The sequence below is a fragment of the uncultured Aquimarina sp. genome (assembly GCF_947496855.1).
GTDB lineage: Bacteria > Bacteroidota > Bacteroidia > Flavobacteriales > Flavobacteriaceae > Aquimarina.
Window position 1 is genome coordinate 377,373 of record NZ_CANMED010000002.1, and the last position, 19,329, is coordinate 396,701.

At 33.1% G+C, this 19,329-nt stretch carries 12 protein-coding genes; 2 read left to right on the forward strand and 10 right to left on the reverse strand.

The features are described 5' to 3' along the window. Window positions 1-32: 32 nt before the first annotated feature. From Q0921_RS07695 to Q0921_RS07740, 10 genes are all read right to left on the reverse strand, one after another. On the reverse strand, window positions 33-1,007 hold the full coding sequence (locus tag Q0921_RS07695; RefSeq protein WP_299255644.1) for a family 16 glycosylhydrolase: 975 nt from the start codon (window positions 1,005-1,007) through the stop codon (window positions 33-35). 23 nt (window positions 1,008-1,030) lie between these two features. After that, window positions 1,031-2,596 carry an MFS transporter gene (locus Q0921_RS07700; protein ID WP_299255646.1) on the reverse strand — a complete coding sequence of 522 codons (1,566 nt, stop codon included), beginning with the start codon at window positions 2,594-2,596 and terminating at the stop codon, window positions 1,031-1,033. 16 nt (window positions 2,597-2,612) lie between these two features. Then, complete coding sequence (locus Q0921_RS07705) at window positions 2,613-4,475, reverse strand: CRTAC1 family protein (RefSeq protein ID WP_299255648.1); 1,863 nt, start codon at window positions 4,473-4,475, stop codon at window positions 2,613-2,615. Between the two features lie 9 nt (window positions 4,476-4,484). After that, window positions 4,485-6,305: an alkaline phosphatase D family protein gene (locus Q0921_RS07710; protein ID WP_299255650.1), complete on the reverse strand. Its 1,821-nt coding sequence runs from the start codon at window positions 6,303-6,305 to the stop codon at window positions 4,485-4,487. Window positions 6,306-6,309: 4 nt separating this feature from the next. Next, complete coding sequence (locus Q0921_RS07715) at window positions 6,310-8,301, reverse strand: beta-L-arabinofuranosidase domain-containing protein (RefSeq protein ID WP_299255652.1); 1,992 nt, start codon at window positions 8,299-8,301, stop codon at window positions 6,310-6,312. A gap of 302 nt (window positions 8,302-8,603) precedes the next feature. After that, complete coding sequence (locus Q0921_RS07720; RefSeq protein WP_299255654.1) at window positions 8,604-10,022, reverse strand: sulfatase-like hydrolase/transferase; 1,419 nt, start codon at window positions 10,020-10,022, stop codon at window positions 8,604-8,606. A 587-nt stretch (window positions 10,023-10,609) separates the two neighbouring features. Continuing rightward, the gene (locus Q0921_RS07725) at window positions 10,610-12,328 is read right to left on the reverse strand and encodes a RagB/SusD family nutrient uptake outer membrane protein (protein WP_299255656.1); all 1,719 of its coding nucleotides are present in this window, start codon (window positions 12,326-12,328) and stop codon (window positions 10,610-10,612) included. A 12-nt stretch (window positions 12,329-12,340) separates the two neighbouring features. After that, complete coding sequence (locus tag Q0921_RS07730; protein ID WP_299255658.1) at window positions 12,341-15,472, reverse strand: TonB-dependent receptor; 3,132 nt, start codon at window positions 15,470-15,472, stop codon at window positions 12,341-12,343. Window positions 15,473-15,706: 234 nt separating this feature from the next. Then, window positions 15,707-16,573: an AraC family transcriptional regulator gene (locus tag Q0921_RS07735; protein WP_299255660.1), complete on the reverse strand. Its 867-nt coding sequence runs from the start codon at window positions 16,571-16,573 to the stop codon at window positions 15,707-15,709. Between the two features lie 166 nt (window positions 16,574-16,739). Then, window positions 16,740-17,387 (reverse strand): bifunctional 4-hydroxy-2-oxoglutarate aldolase/2-dehydro-3-deoxy-phosphogluconate aldolase, encoded by a 648-nt coding sequence (locus Q0921_RS07740; protein WP_299255662.1) that lies wholly within the window; start codon window positions 17,385-17,387, stop codon window positions 16,740-16,742. Window positions 17,388-17,672: 285 nt separating this feature from the next. Between Q0921_RS07740 and Q0921_RS07745 the strand changes: the two genes are divergently transcribed. After that, a complete protein-coding gene (locus Q0921_RS07745; RefSeq protein WP_299255664.1) occupies window positions 17,673-18,707 on the forward strand; it encodes a family 16 glycosylhydrolase in 1,035 nt (344 codons plus the stop codon). A gap of 18 nt (window positions 18,708-18,725) precedes the next feature. Beyond that, the gene (locus Q0921_RS07750; RefSeq protein WP_299255666.1) at window positions 18,726-19,079 is read left to right on the forward strand and encodes a hypothetical protein; all 354 of its coding nucleotides are present in this window, start codon (window positions 18,726-18,728) and stop codon (window positions 19,077-19,079) included. The last annotated feature ends 250 nt before the right edge of the window (window positions 19,080-19,329 follow it).

Here is a 19,329-nt window from a genome sequence, read left to right on the forward strand (position 1 = left end):
ATATTTTTAACGGCAGATCTGTTTCTAAATGATTAGTTATTTTGCCAAATTCGTACATAATCGATTTCGTAAGCCACTGGTAAATCTGCTGCTTCTGGTAATCCCAAAAAACAAAACGTTTCGGAATCAAACCAAATCCAATAAGCCACATCTGTAACCCATCGATCTGGATCTGCTCCATTATTAGTAACCTGAGATTTTAAAATTGTTCCGAGTGGATGTAACTCACCATCGATATACACTTTTATAAAATCAGCTGTCCACTCAAAACCATACACGTGAAAATCATCAGCAGTATTATTTTCTGCTTGAATATTTCTAGTATGTGCCGGGCCATTTCCATCAGGTAAATAATACGGATTGTCTGGATTCCAACTTATCATATTAAATTTTAATCTTTTCTGCCAGTCAAGACTAGTTTCTCCTGGTTTAGGATCACCAAACATTTCAAACATATCTAACTCTGATTGAAAACCTGTCGTCCAGAATGAGCTAGTTATTCTTGCCTTAGCTGATTTAGAACGTATTTCCATATAACCGTATTGAAATTGTTTTCTACTAATTACCGCAGCTGTTGTAATATTTTCATAGCTATAGGTTTCTCCACATTGTTCTCGTGTCGCATCAGAAAAAGGAAAATCGGGTTCCCATTTTGTCAAAATTTTAAGCTTACCATCTTCTACGATAGCATTATTAGGTGAAAACTGAGAAGGATGCCTACCCACAAAATTAGACTTATACACTCCATCTTTTCCTTGGATTTGCCATTTATCTTCGTCTAATGAACCTGTATCAAATTCGTCACTTATTTCTGAATTAAGAACCCAATTCCCTGTATTATCTTGATCTGATAGTGGAAAATTAGGATTATCAACTGGATTATCAGTATCGTCAGGATCAATTTCTTCAACATCTGAATTAGATTCATCATTATTTGAACATGAAATATTGACAATTATGATCAATAAAACTAAAAGCCATAATTGTGTCTTATTATTTATTTTCATAATTACTTGTTTTTATTAAACATTTATTTTTTTTTCAATTTTGCTTGAATTTCTTCGATCGTAAGATTTTTAGTTTCTGGTAAAAACTTGACGAGTATTAATAAGCCAACAAAAACGATTCCTGCATAAAACAAAAAGATGCTACTTGCTCCCATATTGGCAAGTTGCCATGGAAAAAAGAATTGTGTCAGTGCACTAATCGTACTTGATATTAAGGCAAAAAAAGGAATAGCAATTCCACGTAAAGAAATTGGGAAGATCTCAGATAACAATACCCACATTATTGGCCCGACCGAAAAATGAAACGCTGCAATAAAACTCAAAATTCCAATAAGAATTAAAGTAGCATTGAGTACTGCGGATTTTTGCAAAAACACACTTGAATTATCTCTTGCTGAAATATCTCCCATAATACCTTTTATGGCTTCTTTAAATTCAATATCGGTTTCAAACTGTTTACCAACTAATGTTGTGAGTTTTGTTACTTCAGGAATATCACTCATCTCCGCAATAGCTACATCAGTTAACTCATATTTAGCTGCACCAAAACCATAAGCACAAATTCCTAAGCTTAAAACAACCCAAACTAATCCCCAAATCATCATTGGGCGCCTGCCAACTTTATCGATTAAAATAATTGATAAAACTGTAAACAAAATACTTACTAAGCCAATCCAAATAGCTTGTTGAAATGCTGCCTGCTCTCCTAAGCCTAATTGTTCCATTACTGTTGGCGCGTAGGTTAAAACTGCATTAATACCCGTAAATTGCTGTACCAATGACATGGTTAAAGCAACAATAACAATTATGGTCATTTTTGAGCTAAATATTTCTTTTAACTGAGAGCCTACTGAATTGTTTTGATTACTTTCTGTTACACTTTGCTGCATTTCAGAAATATGTGTATCAATTTCATCTTCAGGCATTACTTTACTTAATGTCAGTTTTGCTTCATCTAACTTATCTTTATAAACTAACCAAGCAGGGCTTCGAGGGACCAGATACAGTAAACCAAACCAAATTAATGCTGGTACAATTTCAATCCCCAACATCCATCTCCATGTGTGCTGTTTTATACCTAAACTGTGAATCCATTCTGCATCACTGTTTGTAACGGTCAGTAACCAATAGTTTATAAAATAAGCCGCTGTTAAACCAATTACAATATTTATTTGCGTCATGGACACTAATTTACCACGCCAATTGGCAGGTGCAATTTCACCTATATACATTGCTGCCAATGTAATAGAACTAAATGCTAGTCCGCCTAAAAAACGTGCTATTAACAATGTGATAAACGAGGGAGCGAACGCAGATCCTAGTGCTGAAACAAGATATAAAGCTGCTATAATTTTCAATGTAGATTTACGACCATATTTATTGCTTGCCCATGCTGCTAATGGCAAAGCAACTAAAACTCCAATTCCAGGTCCAAACCCGAGAGCCCCAACCTGCCAATCATTCAGATTAAATTCTGCCGTAATAAATTTAAACGCCCCAGAAATCAAAGCAGCGTCTAAACCAAACACGAAACCTCCTAATGCTACAATGATTGAATAGGTGTACGCATTTTTTTTGAATGAACTCATATATTCTTAGTTTTAATTAGTTCCCTATTTTTATTATTTTATTAATTGTTGAAACAGTTTTTGTTTCAGTTTCTCCATTGGTCCAGATGACTTTTACTTCTGCTGAAAAGCAATTTCCTAAACCGAAATGTACCAATGTATTATTGCTTAAAGAATACTGAGCACCTGTAGCACCTACACGTTGTATTTGATTATTTTTACAAGATTTCACTTCAACTGTTGCACCCAATGCAGATACGCCAGATTTAGAATTTCCGACTTTAACAGTTAAATAACCATTCAACTTATTTACTGATTGATTTTTAAACAAATGCCATAATCCACGTTCGTTTCCTATAATTACATCTACTTTTCCATCTTGATTATAATCCAAAGTTTCAACCGCCATTCCTATTGCACCTAATTCTGTAGAGATCACATTGTGACCATGAAGTTTCTTAAATCCAGACCTTCCTTCATTTAGATAAATTGTGGATTCATTAGCGTGAATCAAATCACCTCGTCTAACCACTAATAAATCTTGAAATCCATTGTTATCAAAATCAGCTACACTTGCAGCCATATTGTGTTCTTTTTTTGACAAACCAAATTCTTTTGTGATGTCTTTAAACTTATTTCCTATATTTTCTAGTAGAATATCATTTAATCCTTCCGGGTTCTTTGTTTTGGGGTAAGATGAAACACCATGTACAATTCCCGTAGCAGGTGCCCAGAGAAAACCAGCTATTCGCCATTTCTTGTTACCAACATACCCGATATACCATCCTTTTTTTTCTTTATAATTGGCATTGTCAGGAAAACCTAATGCATCACTATTAACAAGTCTTATATTTTTTCCTGAATGAGTTTCTCCTTTAAATTGATAATCATACGAAGCTTCTCCTATAAAATAAGTATTGTTATTGGGCCATTGAGATTGAAAATTTTCTAAATTTAGAACATCACCAATTTCTATATCTTCAAGCTGAAATTCCCCTCTTTTTGTAAAAAAACCAAATGTCTTTGTTTCCTCATCATAAAAAGATTCACCTTTTTCGAATTCTTGCCCTCTTGTTATATATATATCGAAATCCCCGTCGTTATCAAAATCAATTTCCGTAATTCCACTTACTCCCTCTATATCTCTTGGAAATATTTTTTTCGAAACATCTTTGTAAGTTAAATCACCATTCCCTTGATAGGCTTTTATAACACCTTCGCCATAAAGAATAATATCAAAAATAGTATCTCCATTAAAATCGGTAATCAATGTTTTTTGTCCATTTGCTTTACTAGCAGGCAACATCGAGTGCAGGGTTAATTCGCCTTTACCATTATTTTTATAAATATAATTTTCGCTTTCACCTTTTTTAGCTGAATCTGGAAATGCAAAATTAAGTAAGTCCAGATCCCCATCATTATCCCCATCAATAAAAGCAACTGTTCTACCACGCATCATAGCTAGTGGCTCATCAAAATCGTCCAGCTCAATAAATTTTCTATCTCTAGTAACACGATATAATTTTGAATTCCTAGCATTACTTCCAGAGCCTCCCCCACGGGACATAATTACTTCTAAATTACCGTCCTTATCAATATCACCAACAGAAATACCATGTAGATCTCCCATGATAATATCGTACGGCTTTGCAAATTTCCCATTGTTATTCCATTGTACTTGAACTCCAAATCCATGATCATTAATCAATAAGTCCTGATAACCATCTTGGTCTAAATCCGCTACAACTGGAGCATCCCATTTTCTTAAGTTTTTATCTTGACGGGGGAATTCTTCATCAACTTCAGTAAAGATATTAGTTTGACTAAAACCAGAACTTAAACAAAACACTGAAATAATAAACAACAATGATGTATTTTTAATATACTTTATATAATTCATGATATTATTTCAAAACTCTACAGTTATTTTTTTCTTATTCTTTTTTGTTGCGAATACTTCAAAATATTTTTTTTCAGCATCATTTTCGCCTATTTCGATTTTGTAAGAACCAGATTTAAGAGTTTTTGGTTGATACAACTTACCTTTAGTTCTAACAGAGGATTCTAATTCTCCAGTTGTGTTGTTTCTTACAGTTACAACTTGGTTGTCTTTTGATAATTGGAATGTAGGCAGTTCGAAATAATTTCTAGGATTAAAATTATCAAATTGCGAAATTGTAATTGGCCAACCTTTATATTGTTTGCTTTTTGGATTTGTGATATCTATGTTTCTTGGCCAACATTCAAAAGTGATGGTTCTGTCTGGTTTATTGTATTTGACTAATCCAAAACCGGCAACTCTGGTAGACAGTTTACCACCTTGGTTAATTTCTTCTAACGAAGGATTTGCAACTGCTTTGACTGTAATCTTATTTTGAAAGCCATCTAAAAATTCTCCTGTATAGCCTGGTTCTCCTTTTACTGAATTAGCCCCTGCTTCTTTTGGATCCCACCAACGCAACCAATAATTAGCGATAGCTGGCGTACAAAACGAATATCCTGCATCATTCCAATCATCAACACCATGGTGTAATAGACTACCCAAATGCTGGTCTCCCCCAATCATAGGCGAAAAACTTTTTCGTATTGCTTTTAGTGCCCTATTTCTTCCACTTTGTGGCCATCCGTTAGAATCAAAATCAGCGAAAATTTCTCTATTGTGCTTACCTGTATAATTGTTTGCCATAGCAAAAATGGTTTGCGATAGCACCGTTTTCATTTCGGCATTTTTCCAATCCGTCGTCCAATCACCTAAAAACTGAAGTTGTCTTTCACCTAATAAGAACGCTTTAGGGTCGTCAAAATCTTTAGTGTTGACTTTTGGGTCAAAAATAGCATCGATGACTTTTCCTTTATGTTTGAAAATTCTTCCTGGTCCTGATTTAAATTTTCTATCCTCAAGAATGGCAAAGCTTATACCTCCCCAATTTAAGTCTGTATAATAAACACCAATACCTTGCGCAATAGGTGTTGGGTCGTAAGGGTCTGGCAAGTGGCTTGTTTGTGCTCTTTCTACTTCTTTTATATACTCCACAGGCATGTAATAACCTCCTAAAACCCCTCTTCTATCTTCACTTTTTATACCGCCATTACCCCAAATATTGCCTTGACCAACGTCATGATCGTCAACAATACATATTGTTGGTGTATTTCTGATAACGTCTCCAAAATCTCTTCCAAATTTTAACCAGTATAGATAATGCTGGCTATGGTCGTAAACTTGGTCACCAGAGAAAAACAGTAAATCTGGCTGTATTTTTTTAATGTTATCTATAATATCCGTTCTAGGAATATCACCCCCATGCTCTGGATATATCGAATTACAGGTTAAAGCAGCTAAAACAAACTCATCTTTATGAATTGGATTTTTTCGAATAATTCCTTCATAAAACGCCTTGTCATTATGTACGACTCGGTATTTTTTTTCTTTAGTATCATCCCAATTCTCTAATCTAAAGAGCGCTGTGTAACCAGGATACTGAATTGCTGCTGTATCTTTGATTATCCACTTTTCATTTTCTTGAATTTCTAAGTAAGCTTCAAAAGGTTCAAAATTTTTTATAGGATAGAACTGTGCATTGAGTTTTACCGTGTTTTCATGAACCGTATATAATGCAAAACAAATACGATCCTCTGGTTTTATATTTTTAGGTAGTTCAAGTAAATGTTGTCCTTGTATCGATAAGGACAGTGTTAAACATATCGCTATTGCTATTAACTTACTTTTCATTATTTTAATTATTCCATAAAACGGGAATAAATACCGTCATTTCCGCTTGACCTCTATTGCTCCAAGAGTAATACGGTACAAGTTGTGTTTTATGAGTTTTGAAAACTGGTTTTGAAATTTCCTGATACATATCTTGGTTTCTATCTTCTCTTAATAACAATTCTGTTTCAATAACAGTAACTCCTTCTAAGAAGTCAGGTTTATGTATTGCTTCTAATTGAGCACCTCCGTTTATGTAAGCATTAAGAATGGATGTGTTTTTAGGTAAATCAGGTGTTTCTAAACAATATACAATAGGCCCTCTTTTTATAGCGATCTGATTTCTAGTTTCTTCGATTCTGTTATGACCTTCTAGGCGTTTTATCTCCATCGGCATATCCAAAGTGATAATATCACCAGCTCTCCAGATTCTATTAATGGTTGCAAACGTTCCAGGATTTATCGTAACATTTGCATCTTCTCCATTTACTTTTAACATACTACCAACTGCCCATTTTGGAATCCGAATTTGAATATCAAAAGCATCGTTTTTACACGCATCCACTGTTATTTTAACAAACCCTTTCCAAGGATATTCAGTGTCTTGAGATAATTTTAACGCAGAACCATCTAACATAGTAGTGTTTAAATTATTTCCTCCGAATAACACTACAGCTACTCCATTCTCAGACAAATTATAAGCCCATCCTGAAGTTTTACATATGGTACGCACCAAATTGGGTGGGCAACAAAAACATTCTAAATAAGACTCTCTTACGGGGCTTTCTGTAGCATTATCGTTTGCTCCATAATCTCTAGAGTTATTTACCATTCGTAATGGATTAGAATAAAAATAATCTTTACCTTCTAAGCTAATGCCAGACAATCCACTATTATATAGAACTAACTCAATAATATCCGCATATCTAGATTCTCCTTTAAGCCCCATCATACGACTACTAAACATAGCATTACAAAGATTTGCACAAGTTTCGTTATAAGCCGTCATATTAGGCATCATATAGGCATCGATGAAGCCTTCTTCTATCATATCCAAGCTTGTCGAAGCTCCATAGTGGGCTTGACCAACGGCACCGGTCACGTACATTTTTTTACCAGTAACGTTTTCCCAAAGTTTATCCAAAGCATCAATGAGTTCTTTTTCTCCAGTTTCTGCATAGACATCAGCTGCTCCCGCATAATAATACAAAGCTAACACAGCGTGACCAACAGCTTCTTCAGATTCTCTAAAAGGAGTACGTTCTTGTACCATATCACCAATAGGATAACCAACAGTTGTAGAATCGTGTTTTATCTCAAACGTACCTCGTCTATTGATGAACTTTTCGGCAAGCTTTAGGTATTTCTTGTCTTTTACTGTTCTATATAATTCTACCAGACCCATAATTTGAGTTTGATTAAAGCCAAAGCGTTGGTAATGCTTTGTATCTGGCATAAAATAAGTATATAACAAATCGGCTTGCTTGATTGCTATGTCCAAAAAATTATGCTGTCCTGTAATACGATTGTGTACAGATGCTGAAATAAAAAGATGACCAAAATTATACATTTCATGGTATTTCCTATTCTCAAATCGATCTGCACCTTCCGTAATTTGTATATGCGTATGTATATAACCGTCTTCTTCCTGAGCTTTTTCGATTATCTCAATATACTCGTCCAGTTCTTTTAGAATAGAGGTATCCTTAGTTTGTCCATAAATATACATCTTGGCTTCCATAAACTTAAAAAAGTCCCCATCATGCCAGTAGAATCCTTTGTGCACGCCCTCTTTTTCTCCAGCTGCTATTTTAAAATTATTAAGCCCATGACCAATATCACCACATAATAAATCACCCATATAAGGTAACATGCGTTCTTCTGCTACTTTTACTTTTTCAGACCAAAATCCTGAACTCCATTTGCAATCACCAAAATTGATACTCTTCAGTTTTACGTATGGACTGTTAGAAGTATTTGTTATGGCTTTATTATGAATATTTGAACCTGTGCTCATATAATTATTATCTTTTATTTTGAGAATTTTATTATTTATTAATTGTTAGTTTTTCCTGATTGAAATATGATTGATCATTTTTTTGTTGGTCGCTACACTGCTGCTGGGATATCCAATTACCCTTGTTTTCTAGATCTGAAAAGGTATTACTTCAACTTGTTTTGTGTTTTCTTATTTCTTGGTTGATCTTATGCTTTACAACCTACATAAGTGATCATTGTAAAGTAAAACACAGCTAAGAATAGGAAATTTCACATATCATTTATGATAATCAGTTTCAAGTTTACATATCTTATTAGAACTTAATTCTTATTATATTTTTCCATTTCTTCTTTTACTAATTTTGGAGTTCTATAACGATCCATCCTGTCTATATCGTATTTTTCAAAACGTTGTTGAAGCATCCATAGAGGTCGTTCTTGAGTTAATTCCCATTCAAAGAGTTTTTTAAACATGTTTTTTACACGTTCAGGATATTTTGCTGCTAAGTTATTTTCTTCGGTTACATCAGTAGATACATCGTACAATTCTGCAGGTCTGTCTGCAAAACGAATTAATTTCCAATCATTATGTCTGTAAACAGCACGTGCTTCTTTTTTCCAATATAAATCTTCGTGTGGTCTTTCTTTGCTTAATTTATTTACAAAAGGTATTAAATCTACACCATCTATATCTTTTAAATCTTTTGTATTTCCACCAGCTGCAGCATAGAATGTAGGTAGTAAATCAAAAGTACTTACAGGATAATCATATATTTTACCTGCCTTCAATTTTTCAGGCCATTTGATTAAAAAAGGGACTCTTAAACCACCTTCTAAATGGTTTGATTTGGTTCCGCTTAATGGTAAATTCAGTGATGCGTTTTTATCCGTTGGACCACCATTATCATTAGAAAACACAATAATAGTATTTTCTTCTAACCCTAATTCTTTTAACTTGTCCAATACTTTACCGCAAGCTCTATCAAGTGCTAATGTCATTGCAGCTACTTCTTTACGTTTGCCTTTTAGTTTAGGAAACTGTTTTAGATCTTCTTCAGTAGCGTGCATTGGTGTATGCACCGCATTAAAAGCTAAATAAACAAAAAATGGTTTGTTTTTATTCCTCTCAATAAATGAAACTGCTTCATCAGCAAATGCATCCGTTGCATACTGTTTAGGTTCTTCAAAATTTCCGAAATTTCGTTCCATTTTATTATCGTGATGAACTCCTTCAAAATTATCGTACCCAAAATAACTTCGAGCTCCACCTCTAAAGCCATAAAATTCATCAAAGCCTCTTTTTAAAGGATGGAAACGGTCGGCATTGCCTAAATGCCACTTGCCGTAAACTGCGTTTGTATATCCAAGCTTTTTTAAATAATCTGCTATCGTTTTTTGATCCAGTGGTAGCCCCATATCATCACCCAAAAACTTTGAGTTTTTACTCATATAGTTTGGTACATTAATTTCCTGATAACCGAAACGCTGTTGGTACTTACCAGTAATTAAGCCTGCTCTAGATGGACCACAAGTCGCATCAGTAACATAACCTTGTGTAAATTTCACACCTTGTCTTGCAAGTTTATCAAGATTTGGTGTTTTCATCACTTCACTTCCATGAAATCCAAAATCCGCGTAACCGGCATCATCAGCAAATAAAAAAATGATATTGGGTTTATTCTGAGCCTTAACTATTCCCGATAATAAGGCTACAAAAAGAAATGTTTGTATTTTTCTCATAGTATACATTCAAAAAAGCAAAAATACTTTGTAAACAGAAATCACAATCTATAAAAGTTATCATTTAATAACACTCATTTACCTTTATCCATATAAAAAAGAAGATTCAGTTTATATTATTAGGTTATATAAAAAAATCAAATACAAGAAAATAGGTTTATAATAATTTCTATGCCTTAAGTTATTATCATCATTCTTAAAAACGCTAGAGAGCAACGTCATTTTATATAATCTATTTTATTGTTATTTAAAAAAAACAATAAAAATTGACATCATGTTGCTGTCAGAAAATGATTATTTAAACAAACTTTTGTGATAATAAAAAACTCGAACTTGTAAGGTTTTCTTTTATCGAACTTACCTTACTCATTACAAGTTTAGCACCTTCAAAAGTAAAACAAACAGAATAGCTCTTTTACCAAATTATGAATTAAAATCAATGAAGTTTTTTTGTTATGTAACAAAAAAACTTCATTAAAAAGGCTAATAAATAAATATATTAAACTAAAAGTACTTTTAGTTTTTTTGAATTTACCGAGATGATTTTTTTTCAATAAAACGATAAATGACCTAGTAATATCAACATTTTAATACCCTACATTTTGTAATAATGAAGGTGCCTTTAATATTTCATCATTAGGAATAGGCACATAATATTGCCTATCAAACCAAGGTCTTGTAACAACAGTTTCTTCTGTATGGCTCAAATTACCCGTGCCATCTTTCTCCCATTTTAAACCTTTAATATCAAAACCTAAATTTTCTGTATTCATCCATCTTCTTTCATCCCAAAAGTTATGCCCTTCAAAAGCTAACTCAATTCTTCTTTCTCTTTTAATAGCTGCTAAAAGATCTGATCCACCCTCAGTAATTAATGGCTGAAGCGCTCGGCTAGACACTTTATTTAGAAAATCTCTAGCAATACCTTCTTGACCAAGTTGATACTGGGCTTCTGCATAATTTAGGTAAATTTCCGCTAAACGATATAAAACATACGGTCTACCAGCAGTAGTTTCATTTATAGATGATAAATTTTCATTATGAAATTTTCTAATATTATAACCAGTTTTTGAAGAATGTAAATCATTTCCTGGACTACCAACGGTGGAACCTGCAGGAGAATCTAAACCATGTAGCGTTGGGTCAGAAGGACATAAAGCATAATCAACAGAACGACCTCTAAATTCTGCCCCTTGAAAATTCAAATTCGCATAATACCTCATTTCTCTATTATCATTTGGATTCACAGGGTCATAACTTGAACCATCTGTAGTAGTTCCATCTGCCATATTGAACTCTAAGGCAAAATTGTGCGTTGGTGAAGAGATACCCCAACCACCAAAACCTGAAGGAGATTGTGTTTGATCGATTAATGAATTGGCATCTAATCCAAAATCATACAAATCACCTCCATAAGGTCTCGCAAATATGATATCGTTATTAACTGATAGAAACAAATTCCTATATGCTTCCGCATTAGATGTAGCAATTAAATCTCTAGCGCCAACAATATCTATTACTTCTTGAGCGGCATCTGCCGCATCTTTCCATTTGGAATCTTTGGGATAATCATACAAAGGCCCACTTGGTTCTGTAGAAGGATCGTGTAATACACTCGCAGCAAAAAGCAATGTTCTACTTTTTACGGCCAAAGCTGCTAATTTAGTTGCTCTACCAAACTCTTCAGCCGATCTAGTTTCAGGTAAGGCTGCTGCCGCTTCGTCTAATTCTTTAACTATAAAATCCACACATTCCTCATACGAATTTCTCTGAACATCAAAATCAGAATCTAATCCAAATGCAGTAGTAAAAATGGGAACACCTCCAAACATTTTTATCATTTTAGTGTAAATATTAGCTCTCAAAAACTTCATTTCCGCTTTTAAAGAAATTACCCTATCTGGATCTAATGCCATAGCTTCACTATCATCTACATTGTCCATAAATTGATTGATCTCATTAATAAAACGAAAATTATCTCTCCATTTATCTCTAAAATCTCCCGCATTTTGTGCTGTCCAACCATTACCCCTTAAACGTAATCTATCCAAATCTCTAAAATTAAATTTGGCTTCAAAAGAGCCTGCTTCAATATTATATCTTCTTGACCACCAAATCGATTTATTAAAACCCCAACCTTCTGTACTATTATAGGCAGAAAAAACAACTCCTTCTAAAAGATCCGGAGTGCTATAAACAGTGTCTTCTGAAAAAGCACTTAAATCTTGTGTTTCTAAAACGTCTTCACAACTTGTTGCTAACACAATAGCAACAATGAAAAAGAAAATTTTTTTTAACTGTTTCATAATTTTGTTTTTTTAAAAAGTAATATTCATACCAAACGTATATGACTTTAACGACGGATACGTGGAGTCTCTAAAATTATTATACCCCGTTGCTTCTGGATCTAGACCAAGATCCTGTATTTCTGAAAACATGGTTAATAAATTAAAACCTCTAGCAAAAAGTTTTATATCTGCAAAGGTTGTTTTCTCTTTTGATAATGTATACCCAATTTCTACTTCTTTTAACCTTAAAAAAGATGCATCATGGTACCACAAATCAGCAAACACAGAATTATTATTATCCTGAGCTCCACTATACTGATCATTTAAACCAAATGCTCTTGGGTATCTAGCTCCCCTATTATTTGGGGTCCATCTATCTGTAAAAATCTGTTCAGGTTTAGACCCTAACTGATCAAAGAAAACTAAGGCTTGTGCTTTGGCTTGTCCTTGAAACAAAAGATTCAAATTAACATTTTTATAGTTTACACCAGCTGTAATACCATATTGAATTTCTGGAATATTAGAAGAATTTATTCTAATCCAATCTTGATTATCTATAACACCATCTTCATTAATATCTCGATAAAACGGCTCCCCTTCTACAGTACCAGCTATTGTTGCTGGAGCATCATCTACTTGTGTTTGATTAGAAAAAATTCCATTTGTAGGCGCCACAACATAAGAACCAATACTAAAACCTGTTATATCTTGTCTTTCTGGAAGGTTTTCTGGCTGAGGTAAAAACACCACTTCATTTTGAGCTTGCGTTAAATTAAAACCTAAATTGTACCCAACATTTCCAATCTTATCTGACCACCCTAGCGTAATTTCTATACCTTCACTATCAACAATCCCAAGATTTTCTGGAGGTAAGTTTTCTAAACCTGAAAAGTCAGGGATTTGCCCTTGATTATTCACTAAGATATCTGATCTTCTTTGCCTATAAAAATTCACTTCTCCTGATAATCTATTATTGAATAGTGAAAATACTATAGCAATATTTCCCGTCTCTGCAGTTTCCCAGGTAACATCAGGATTTGCAGGACCATTTGTTCTAAAACCATTAAATACCGCTCCAGACTCTCCAAAAACGTAATAATTAGGTCTTGGGACACCAGGATTATTGTTACCAAAACTAAATTGGGAAAGGAATCCGAAAGGTGCAATTCTATCATTACCTAGCACAGAATAAGACCCTTTGATGTTCAATGCGTTTAACCAAGAGACATTTTCCATAAATTTTTCGTTACCTATTGCCCAATTACCACCGACACTATAGAAAGTACCAAATCGCTTACCAGGACCAAATCTACTAGAGCCATCCCTTCTTAACATTAAATCTATGAAATACCTCTTATCATAATCATAAGATAAAGTCCCAAAATAACTTAAAAGAGCCAATTCAGAAGCAGTTCCTCCATTTATGGCTGTTTCAGGATCTCCTGCAAACAAGAAAGGTAATTGATCCGTTGGTAAATTATTAGCTTGTGCAAAAAATGTGCTTGTCTCCGTCGTAATTTGTTCAAAAGCTGCCAATGCATTAACGGAATGAGCATTTGCGAATTTGCGCTTATAACGTAAAGAAGCATTCAGTAAAGTTTCATCAAACTCAAAAGAAGTGTTCCTTAAAATATTAACTGATCCTTGCTGGGAAAAACCAATATTTTCTTCAAACTCATTTGCACCTTGATTTAAAACATAATAGATCCATGGATTATAAAAATCTCTCTGGGTAGTCAAAGTTCTTCTAAGTCCTGCATACGCATTAAAACTTAAACCTTCTGTTAAGCGATCTAACTTCCAATCAATAGCCAATCTTCCTCTAAGATCATTAACGTTATTATCATTAAATCCAGCTATTCTACTAGACATTATTATGGGGTTTGCACCATTTTCTCCTCCTCTAGCAGGTAATCCATTTGGATACACATCAATTTCCGTAGGAAGGTTTGCATAAATATGTTTATAAATAAAACTTACAGGAACTCCTGGAGCTCTATTTTTTGCAAATCTACCAGATAAATCTACACTAAACTTTAAATTATCAGTAATGTTTAAATCTATATTTGATCTAATTTGGTTTTGCTTAAAATCTGTATCTCCAGAAGCGAATAAACCTTCTCTTTGCAAATTATCCAAACTCACAAAATAGTTAGCTTTTTTCCCTCCTCCAGAAATAGAAATTGAATTCCTACTTTCTGGAGCTGTAGTAGCAAAAGTACCCTCAAACCAGTTGGTATTTGGGAAATTTAATGGATCTGATCCAGATGCAAAATTCTGTATGTCTGATTCTGTAAATGGTAACGCATTACCTAATCTATCTGCTATTTCATTTTCATAAATCGCATATTGCTCAGAACTCGTTAAACTAGGTTTTGATGAGAATGTAGAAACAGTATAAGAAGTAGAAGCATTGATTCTAAGTTTACCAGATTTACCTCTTTTTGTAGTTACCAATATAACTCCATTAGCAGCTCTATTACCGTAAACAGCCGCCGCACCATCTTTTAAAATACTAACGTTTTCGATATCTTGAGGCGATAATTGATTAAATGTACCAATTCCAGCTGGGATACCATCTATCAAAATTAAGGGTGCGTTATTGCCCAATGTTGCTTGCCCTCTAATTAATAAGGTAACATCATTGTTAGACCCTGGTAACCCCCCTCTATCGGAAACAATCAAACCTGTTACTCTACCAGCTAAAGATTTAGCTATCTCTCTGTTCGAAGTATTTTCTATTTCTTCTGCTCTAAGGGTACTTATAGAACCAGTAACTTCACCTCTTTTTTTATTTCCATACCCTACAACAACAATTTCATCCAATAATCCAGCATCCTCTTCTAAAGTAACATTAATTATACTATTGCTACCTACACCTATTTCTTGAGTCGTAAACCCTACATAAGAAAATATTAGTACAGCATTATTATCCTGCACTCTAATACTATAATTTCCATCAAAATCAGTCTGTGTTCCTACGGTAGTTCCTTTTACTAAAATATTAACTCCTGGTATAGGCCCATTAGGGCCGGATACAATACCAGATATAAGAATTTCTTGTAATTCTTTTTTGTTTTTGTAATCCCTAACAATATTAGATGCAAAAGTAAAATTTGCAAAACAGCAAAACACAACAAAAAACAGTGAAATTATTTTCACCTTTGGTTTTGGGATTTTTATTCTAAACGTGGATTTTTTTTTCTTAAAAAAATGTGGATTTCCCATAAAAAGCGAGTTATTTTATTGATTGTAGTATCACGTTTTTAAAATAATTTTTGAATTAAATTAAATACCTGATAAATTTTTAATAAAATAACTGGATAATTAACATAAAAAGATCAATTAAATTATCATTTAATAACTCAATTTTACCTTAAAATATTTTCTAATTTGTTAAATTGATAATCGGTAGTCTTTAGGAGTGGCTCCCATTATCTGCTTAAACTGTTTGTTAAAATTAGTTATGGAATTATACCCTACCGCATAGCAAACAGTTGATACAGAAACATTCTCCTGAACAAGCATTCTGGAGGCATTACGTATGCGAACTTCATTCAAAAACTGAGTAAACGACTTGTTTGTCATTTTTTTAAAAAATCTACAAAATGAATTCGTAGTCATACAAGCGACTTCAGCCACATCGTTTAATGTCATATCAACAGCATAATTATCTGAAATATACTTTATAACCGCATCTATTCTATAGGAATGCTTCTTAGTAAACTGTCTCATATCTGTGGAGGACAGAAAAACTTTATTGTCAGTTTTAGACAGTTGGTAAAGAATATTTAATAACTGAATACTTTGTTCAGGGCGTGATAAATTTGGTAATTCAAGTAAATCTTTATGTAGCTCTGAACTTACCTCGCCACCAAAACTAATCCCATATTTTGATTCATTAAGAAGTCTATCTATTTCGGAAAACTCAGGATTACTAAAAGTATCTTCACCTATAAAATCTTTAGTGAACTTAGTTACAATTGTTTTTACTTTTCTAATTTCTTCATTTTCTTCATCATTATAATATGCCATATCATTTCGCCACAAATGTGGAAGATAGGAACCTACCAACACTAAATCTCCAGGACTAAAAGGTGAAACATTATCTCCAACAAAACGAATTCCGAAACTACTTGATATATACAAAAGTTCAAACTCCGAATGATAATGCCAAACAGAATCTAAGCAAGGATCAAGTTTTTCTACAACACTAAGACGTTTATCTTTTAGTGTATCGCTATTTTTTATTACAAGTTTCACAGTTGTCAAATATAAAAAAATAAATTTGATAATTATTTAACAAGTAATTAACGATATACTAACCAGACAAGTATTTATTAATTAATATCCCTAAATCAAAAGAGAACAAAACAATAACAAACAATTGATTATCAATTATTTATGTTGTTTTTTTAGTTTTATTACTTCAATTATTTAAAAAAGATCCGATTTTACTCTTTATTTTCTTGAAATGATTCAAAAGCCCCTCAAAATCATTAGAATTGATTAAATCTTTGTTAAAAAGTGAACTTCCCATACCAACTCCTACAGCACCAGCTTCAAAAAATGCCGCTATATTATCTTTGTTAACTCCCCCAGTTGGCACTAATTTAATCATATCCAAAGGAGCCAAAACATCCTTAATGTACTGCACCCCTAACTGCGTAGCAGGAAAAACTTTTACACCAGTAGCCCCTAACGACCAGGCCTTATATATTTCTGAAGGAGTAAAAGCTCCTGGGAAAATTGGAATACCTTTAGAAACACAGTACTCTATTACCTGAACATCAACGATTGGTGTAACTATAAATTGAGATCCCGCATCCAAAGCATTATGCAAATCTTTCATTGTACAAACTGTTCCTGCCCCAACATTAAGGTTTGGAAAATCTTTTCTGAGTTTTTTTATTATATCAGAAAAGTTAGGTGTGTTCATTGTAATCTCAATAGTAAATAGTTCCGCACGAAGGTATGTTTCAACTATTTTTTCCACAATATCTATTGGCAATCCTCTTACAATACCAACTATTGGTGCTTTATTGTAAAGCTCCCAAGAAAAAGATGAATTCATCATATAATATCAAAATATTAATTATCAATTATTAAAGTATTAACAGTATATGCTTGAACGGCGACAAATTTCAATTTGCTATTCTAAACAGATACAAACTCAAAGAACAGGAATACCCACAAAGAAAAAAAGACAATATTTATCTCATAATCACTTTATATTACCTTTTAAAATGTCAATTCATCAAATAAAGGTAATCTGAACTTAATAAATGATAATTTTTGACAACATCATTATGTTTTTAATCTAGAAATTTGCTTTTAATCTTAATCACTTTTAGTAAATAGAATGAATAAAACTTTTGTTATTTATCGTTATTTTCTTCTTTTTAATTTCACATTCTTACTGTCTTGTATCGGTAAGAAAAGTTTCATTTCTCAGAGCCCAATTCCAGAAGAAAATAATGGAGCAGTTGTTCTTCCTTTATCTGACCCAAAAAATAAGGGAAAGTGGAAATTGAACCAAGAAATTAGTGACGAGTTTGATTCATCGGCAATGGATGAAGATAAATGGTATATCGTTGGAAAATTTAAAAATGGTAAGCCCTTTTACAAACATCCCGATAAACCGAATAAAAATGTCTGGAAAGGAAGGGCTCCATCTCAATTTTCCGGTAAAAATTATCGATTAAGTGATGGAAAGTTAATACTCGAAACACGATGGGAACCAGATTTCCCATTTAGTGATGAAATAAGAAAACCAGTTTTTGGTGATCCTTTACCGTATCAAAACATAACGACCGCCTGCATAATAGGAAGAAGAGAATTTAAATATGGGTATATAGAAATAAAAAGTAAAGCTGCTGATGCGCCCGTTTCTAGCGCATTTTGGTCGATGGGGGAAAAACTAGAATTTGACTTTTTTGAACTATATGGTGGTACCAATAAAATTAACAAAGCACATTTGGATAGTCAATTATGGTGGTCCATAAGAGATTGGGAGAAACCTGTAACTGGTAAACCCTCTTATACTGAAAAAAAAGACGTTGGATTTAGAGTTGCAGATGACTTTCATGTATGGGGAGTCGAATGGAATGAAGGAGGTGTCAAATATTACATCGATGGTAAACTTTTTTCTGAAGTGACCTCGGAAGAAGTAACTAAGTGGGCTAAAGAAAATAGAAAAAAAATAAAATTACCAGATGATTACAATGGCTATGTCGCTACCAAACCTATTAGTTTATGGCTTGATCAAGAAACGTTCCCATGGCACGATATACCTACCACTAAAGAAGAGTTAGAAGCAAAAAGTCCTGATGACAAAAAAGATGATGGCATTGTCGATTTCGAAATCGAATACATTAGAGTTTGGCAAAAAAAATAATTATTAATATTTAAATTCATGAAAAAGATTATTATTACTTCATTGTTGTTCGTATTGTTTTCAACTTCTTATGGGCAAGGAAATTATCACCAAGAACGAAACACTTATTACGTTGAAGCCGCAGCAAAAGAATTTGATTTAGATCAGAAACAAAAATCTGAACTTTCCAAAATAAGAATGAAAATGGTTGAAGCTTATAGAGATAGCAATAAATCATTTAAAGCGGGAAGAATTTCTGAAGAAGAAATGAAAAAAAATAATAAAGAAGCCAGCATAAATTTTCATAATCAATTATCCATACTTACTGGTAAGACCTATAAAGAAATGCAGCCTTGGTTAAAGAAAATGAGGGAAAAAATGAAAAAATTATAGTTTTAACTTTATAAAGATTACACCTCTGAATTAGCAGAAAAACGTACTAGACAACAAGTACGTTTTTTTTAACCCTGAAACAAGAATATTTCAAATTGTCTAATTTTTCGCATCATTTTTTTAAGAATTACTAAAAAAAACAGCTATTAAGTTAATATCGTGCAGGTTCAAGTTAATATTAACTTAATTGTTTTCGCTATCTACACATACATTTGAGGTCAACGCATTTTATATTTTATAAACACCCAGA

Coding starts and splice junctions, on each gene's coding strand:
- Q0921_RS07745 (WP_299255664.1), top strand. CDS start 17,673: ATGAATAAAACTTTTGTTATTTATCGTTATTTTCTTCTTTTTAATTTC.
- Q0921_RS07750 (WP_299255666.1), top strand. CDS start 18,726: ATGAAAAAGATTATTATTACTTCATTGTTGTTCGTATTGTTTTCAACT.
- Q0921_RS07705 (WP_299255648.1), bottom strand. CDS start 4,475: ATGAATTATATAAAGTATATTAAAAATACATCATTGTTGTTTATTATT.
- Q0921_RS07695 (WP_299255644.1), bottom strand. CDS start 1,007: ATGAAAATAAATAATAAGACACAATTATGGCTTTTAGTTTTATTGATC.
- Q0921_RS07740 (WP_299255662.1), bottom strand. CDS start 17,387: ATGATGAATTCATCTTTTTCTTGGGAGCTTTACAATAAAGCACCAATA.
- Q0921_RS07720 (WP_299255654.1), bottom strand. CDS start 10,022: ATGAGAAAAATACAAACATTTCTTTTTGTAGCCTTATTATCGGGAATA.
- Q0921_RS07710 (WP_299255650.1), bottom strand. CDS start 6,305: ATGAAAAGTAAGTTAATAGCAATAGCGATATGTTTAACACTGTCCTTA.
- Q0921_RS07715 (WP_299255652.1), bottom strand. CDS start 8,301: ATGAGCACAGGTTCAAATATTCATAATAAAGCCATAACAAATACTTCT.
- Q0921_RS07700 (WP_299255646.1), bottom strand. CDS start 2,596: ATGAGTTCATTCAAAAAAAATGCGTACACCTATTCAATCATTGTAGCA.
- Q0921_RS07725 (WP_299255656.1), bottom strand. CDS start 12,328: ATGAAACAGTTAAAAAAAATTTTCTTTTTCATTGTTGCTATTGTGTTA.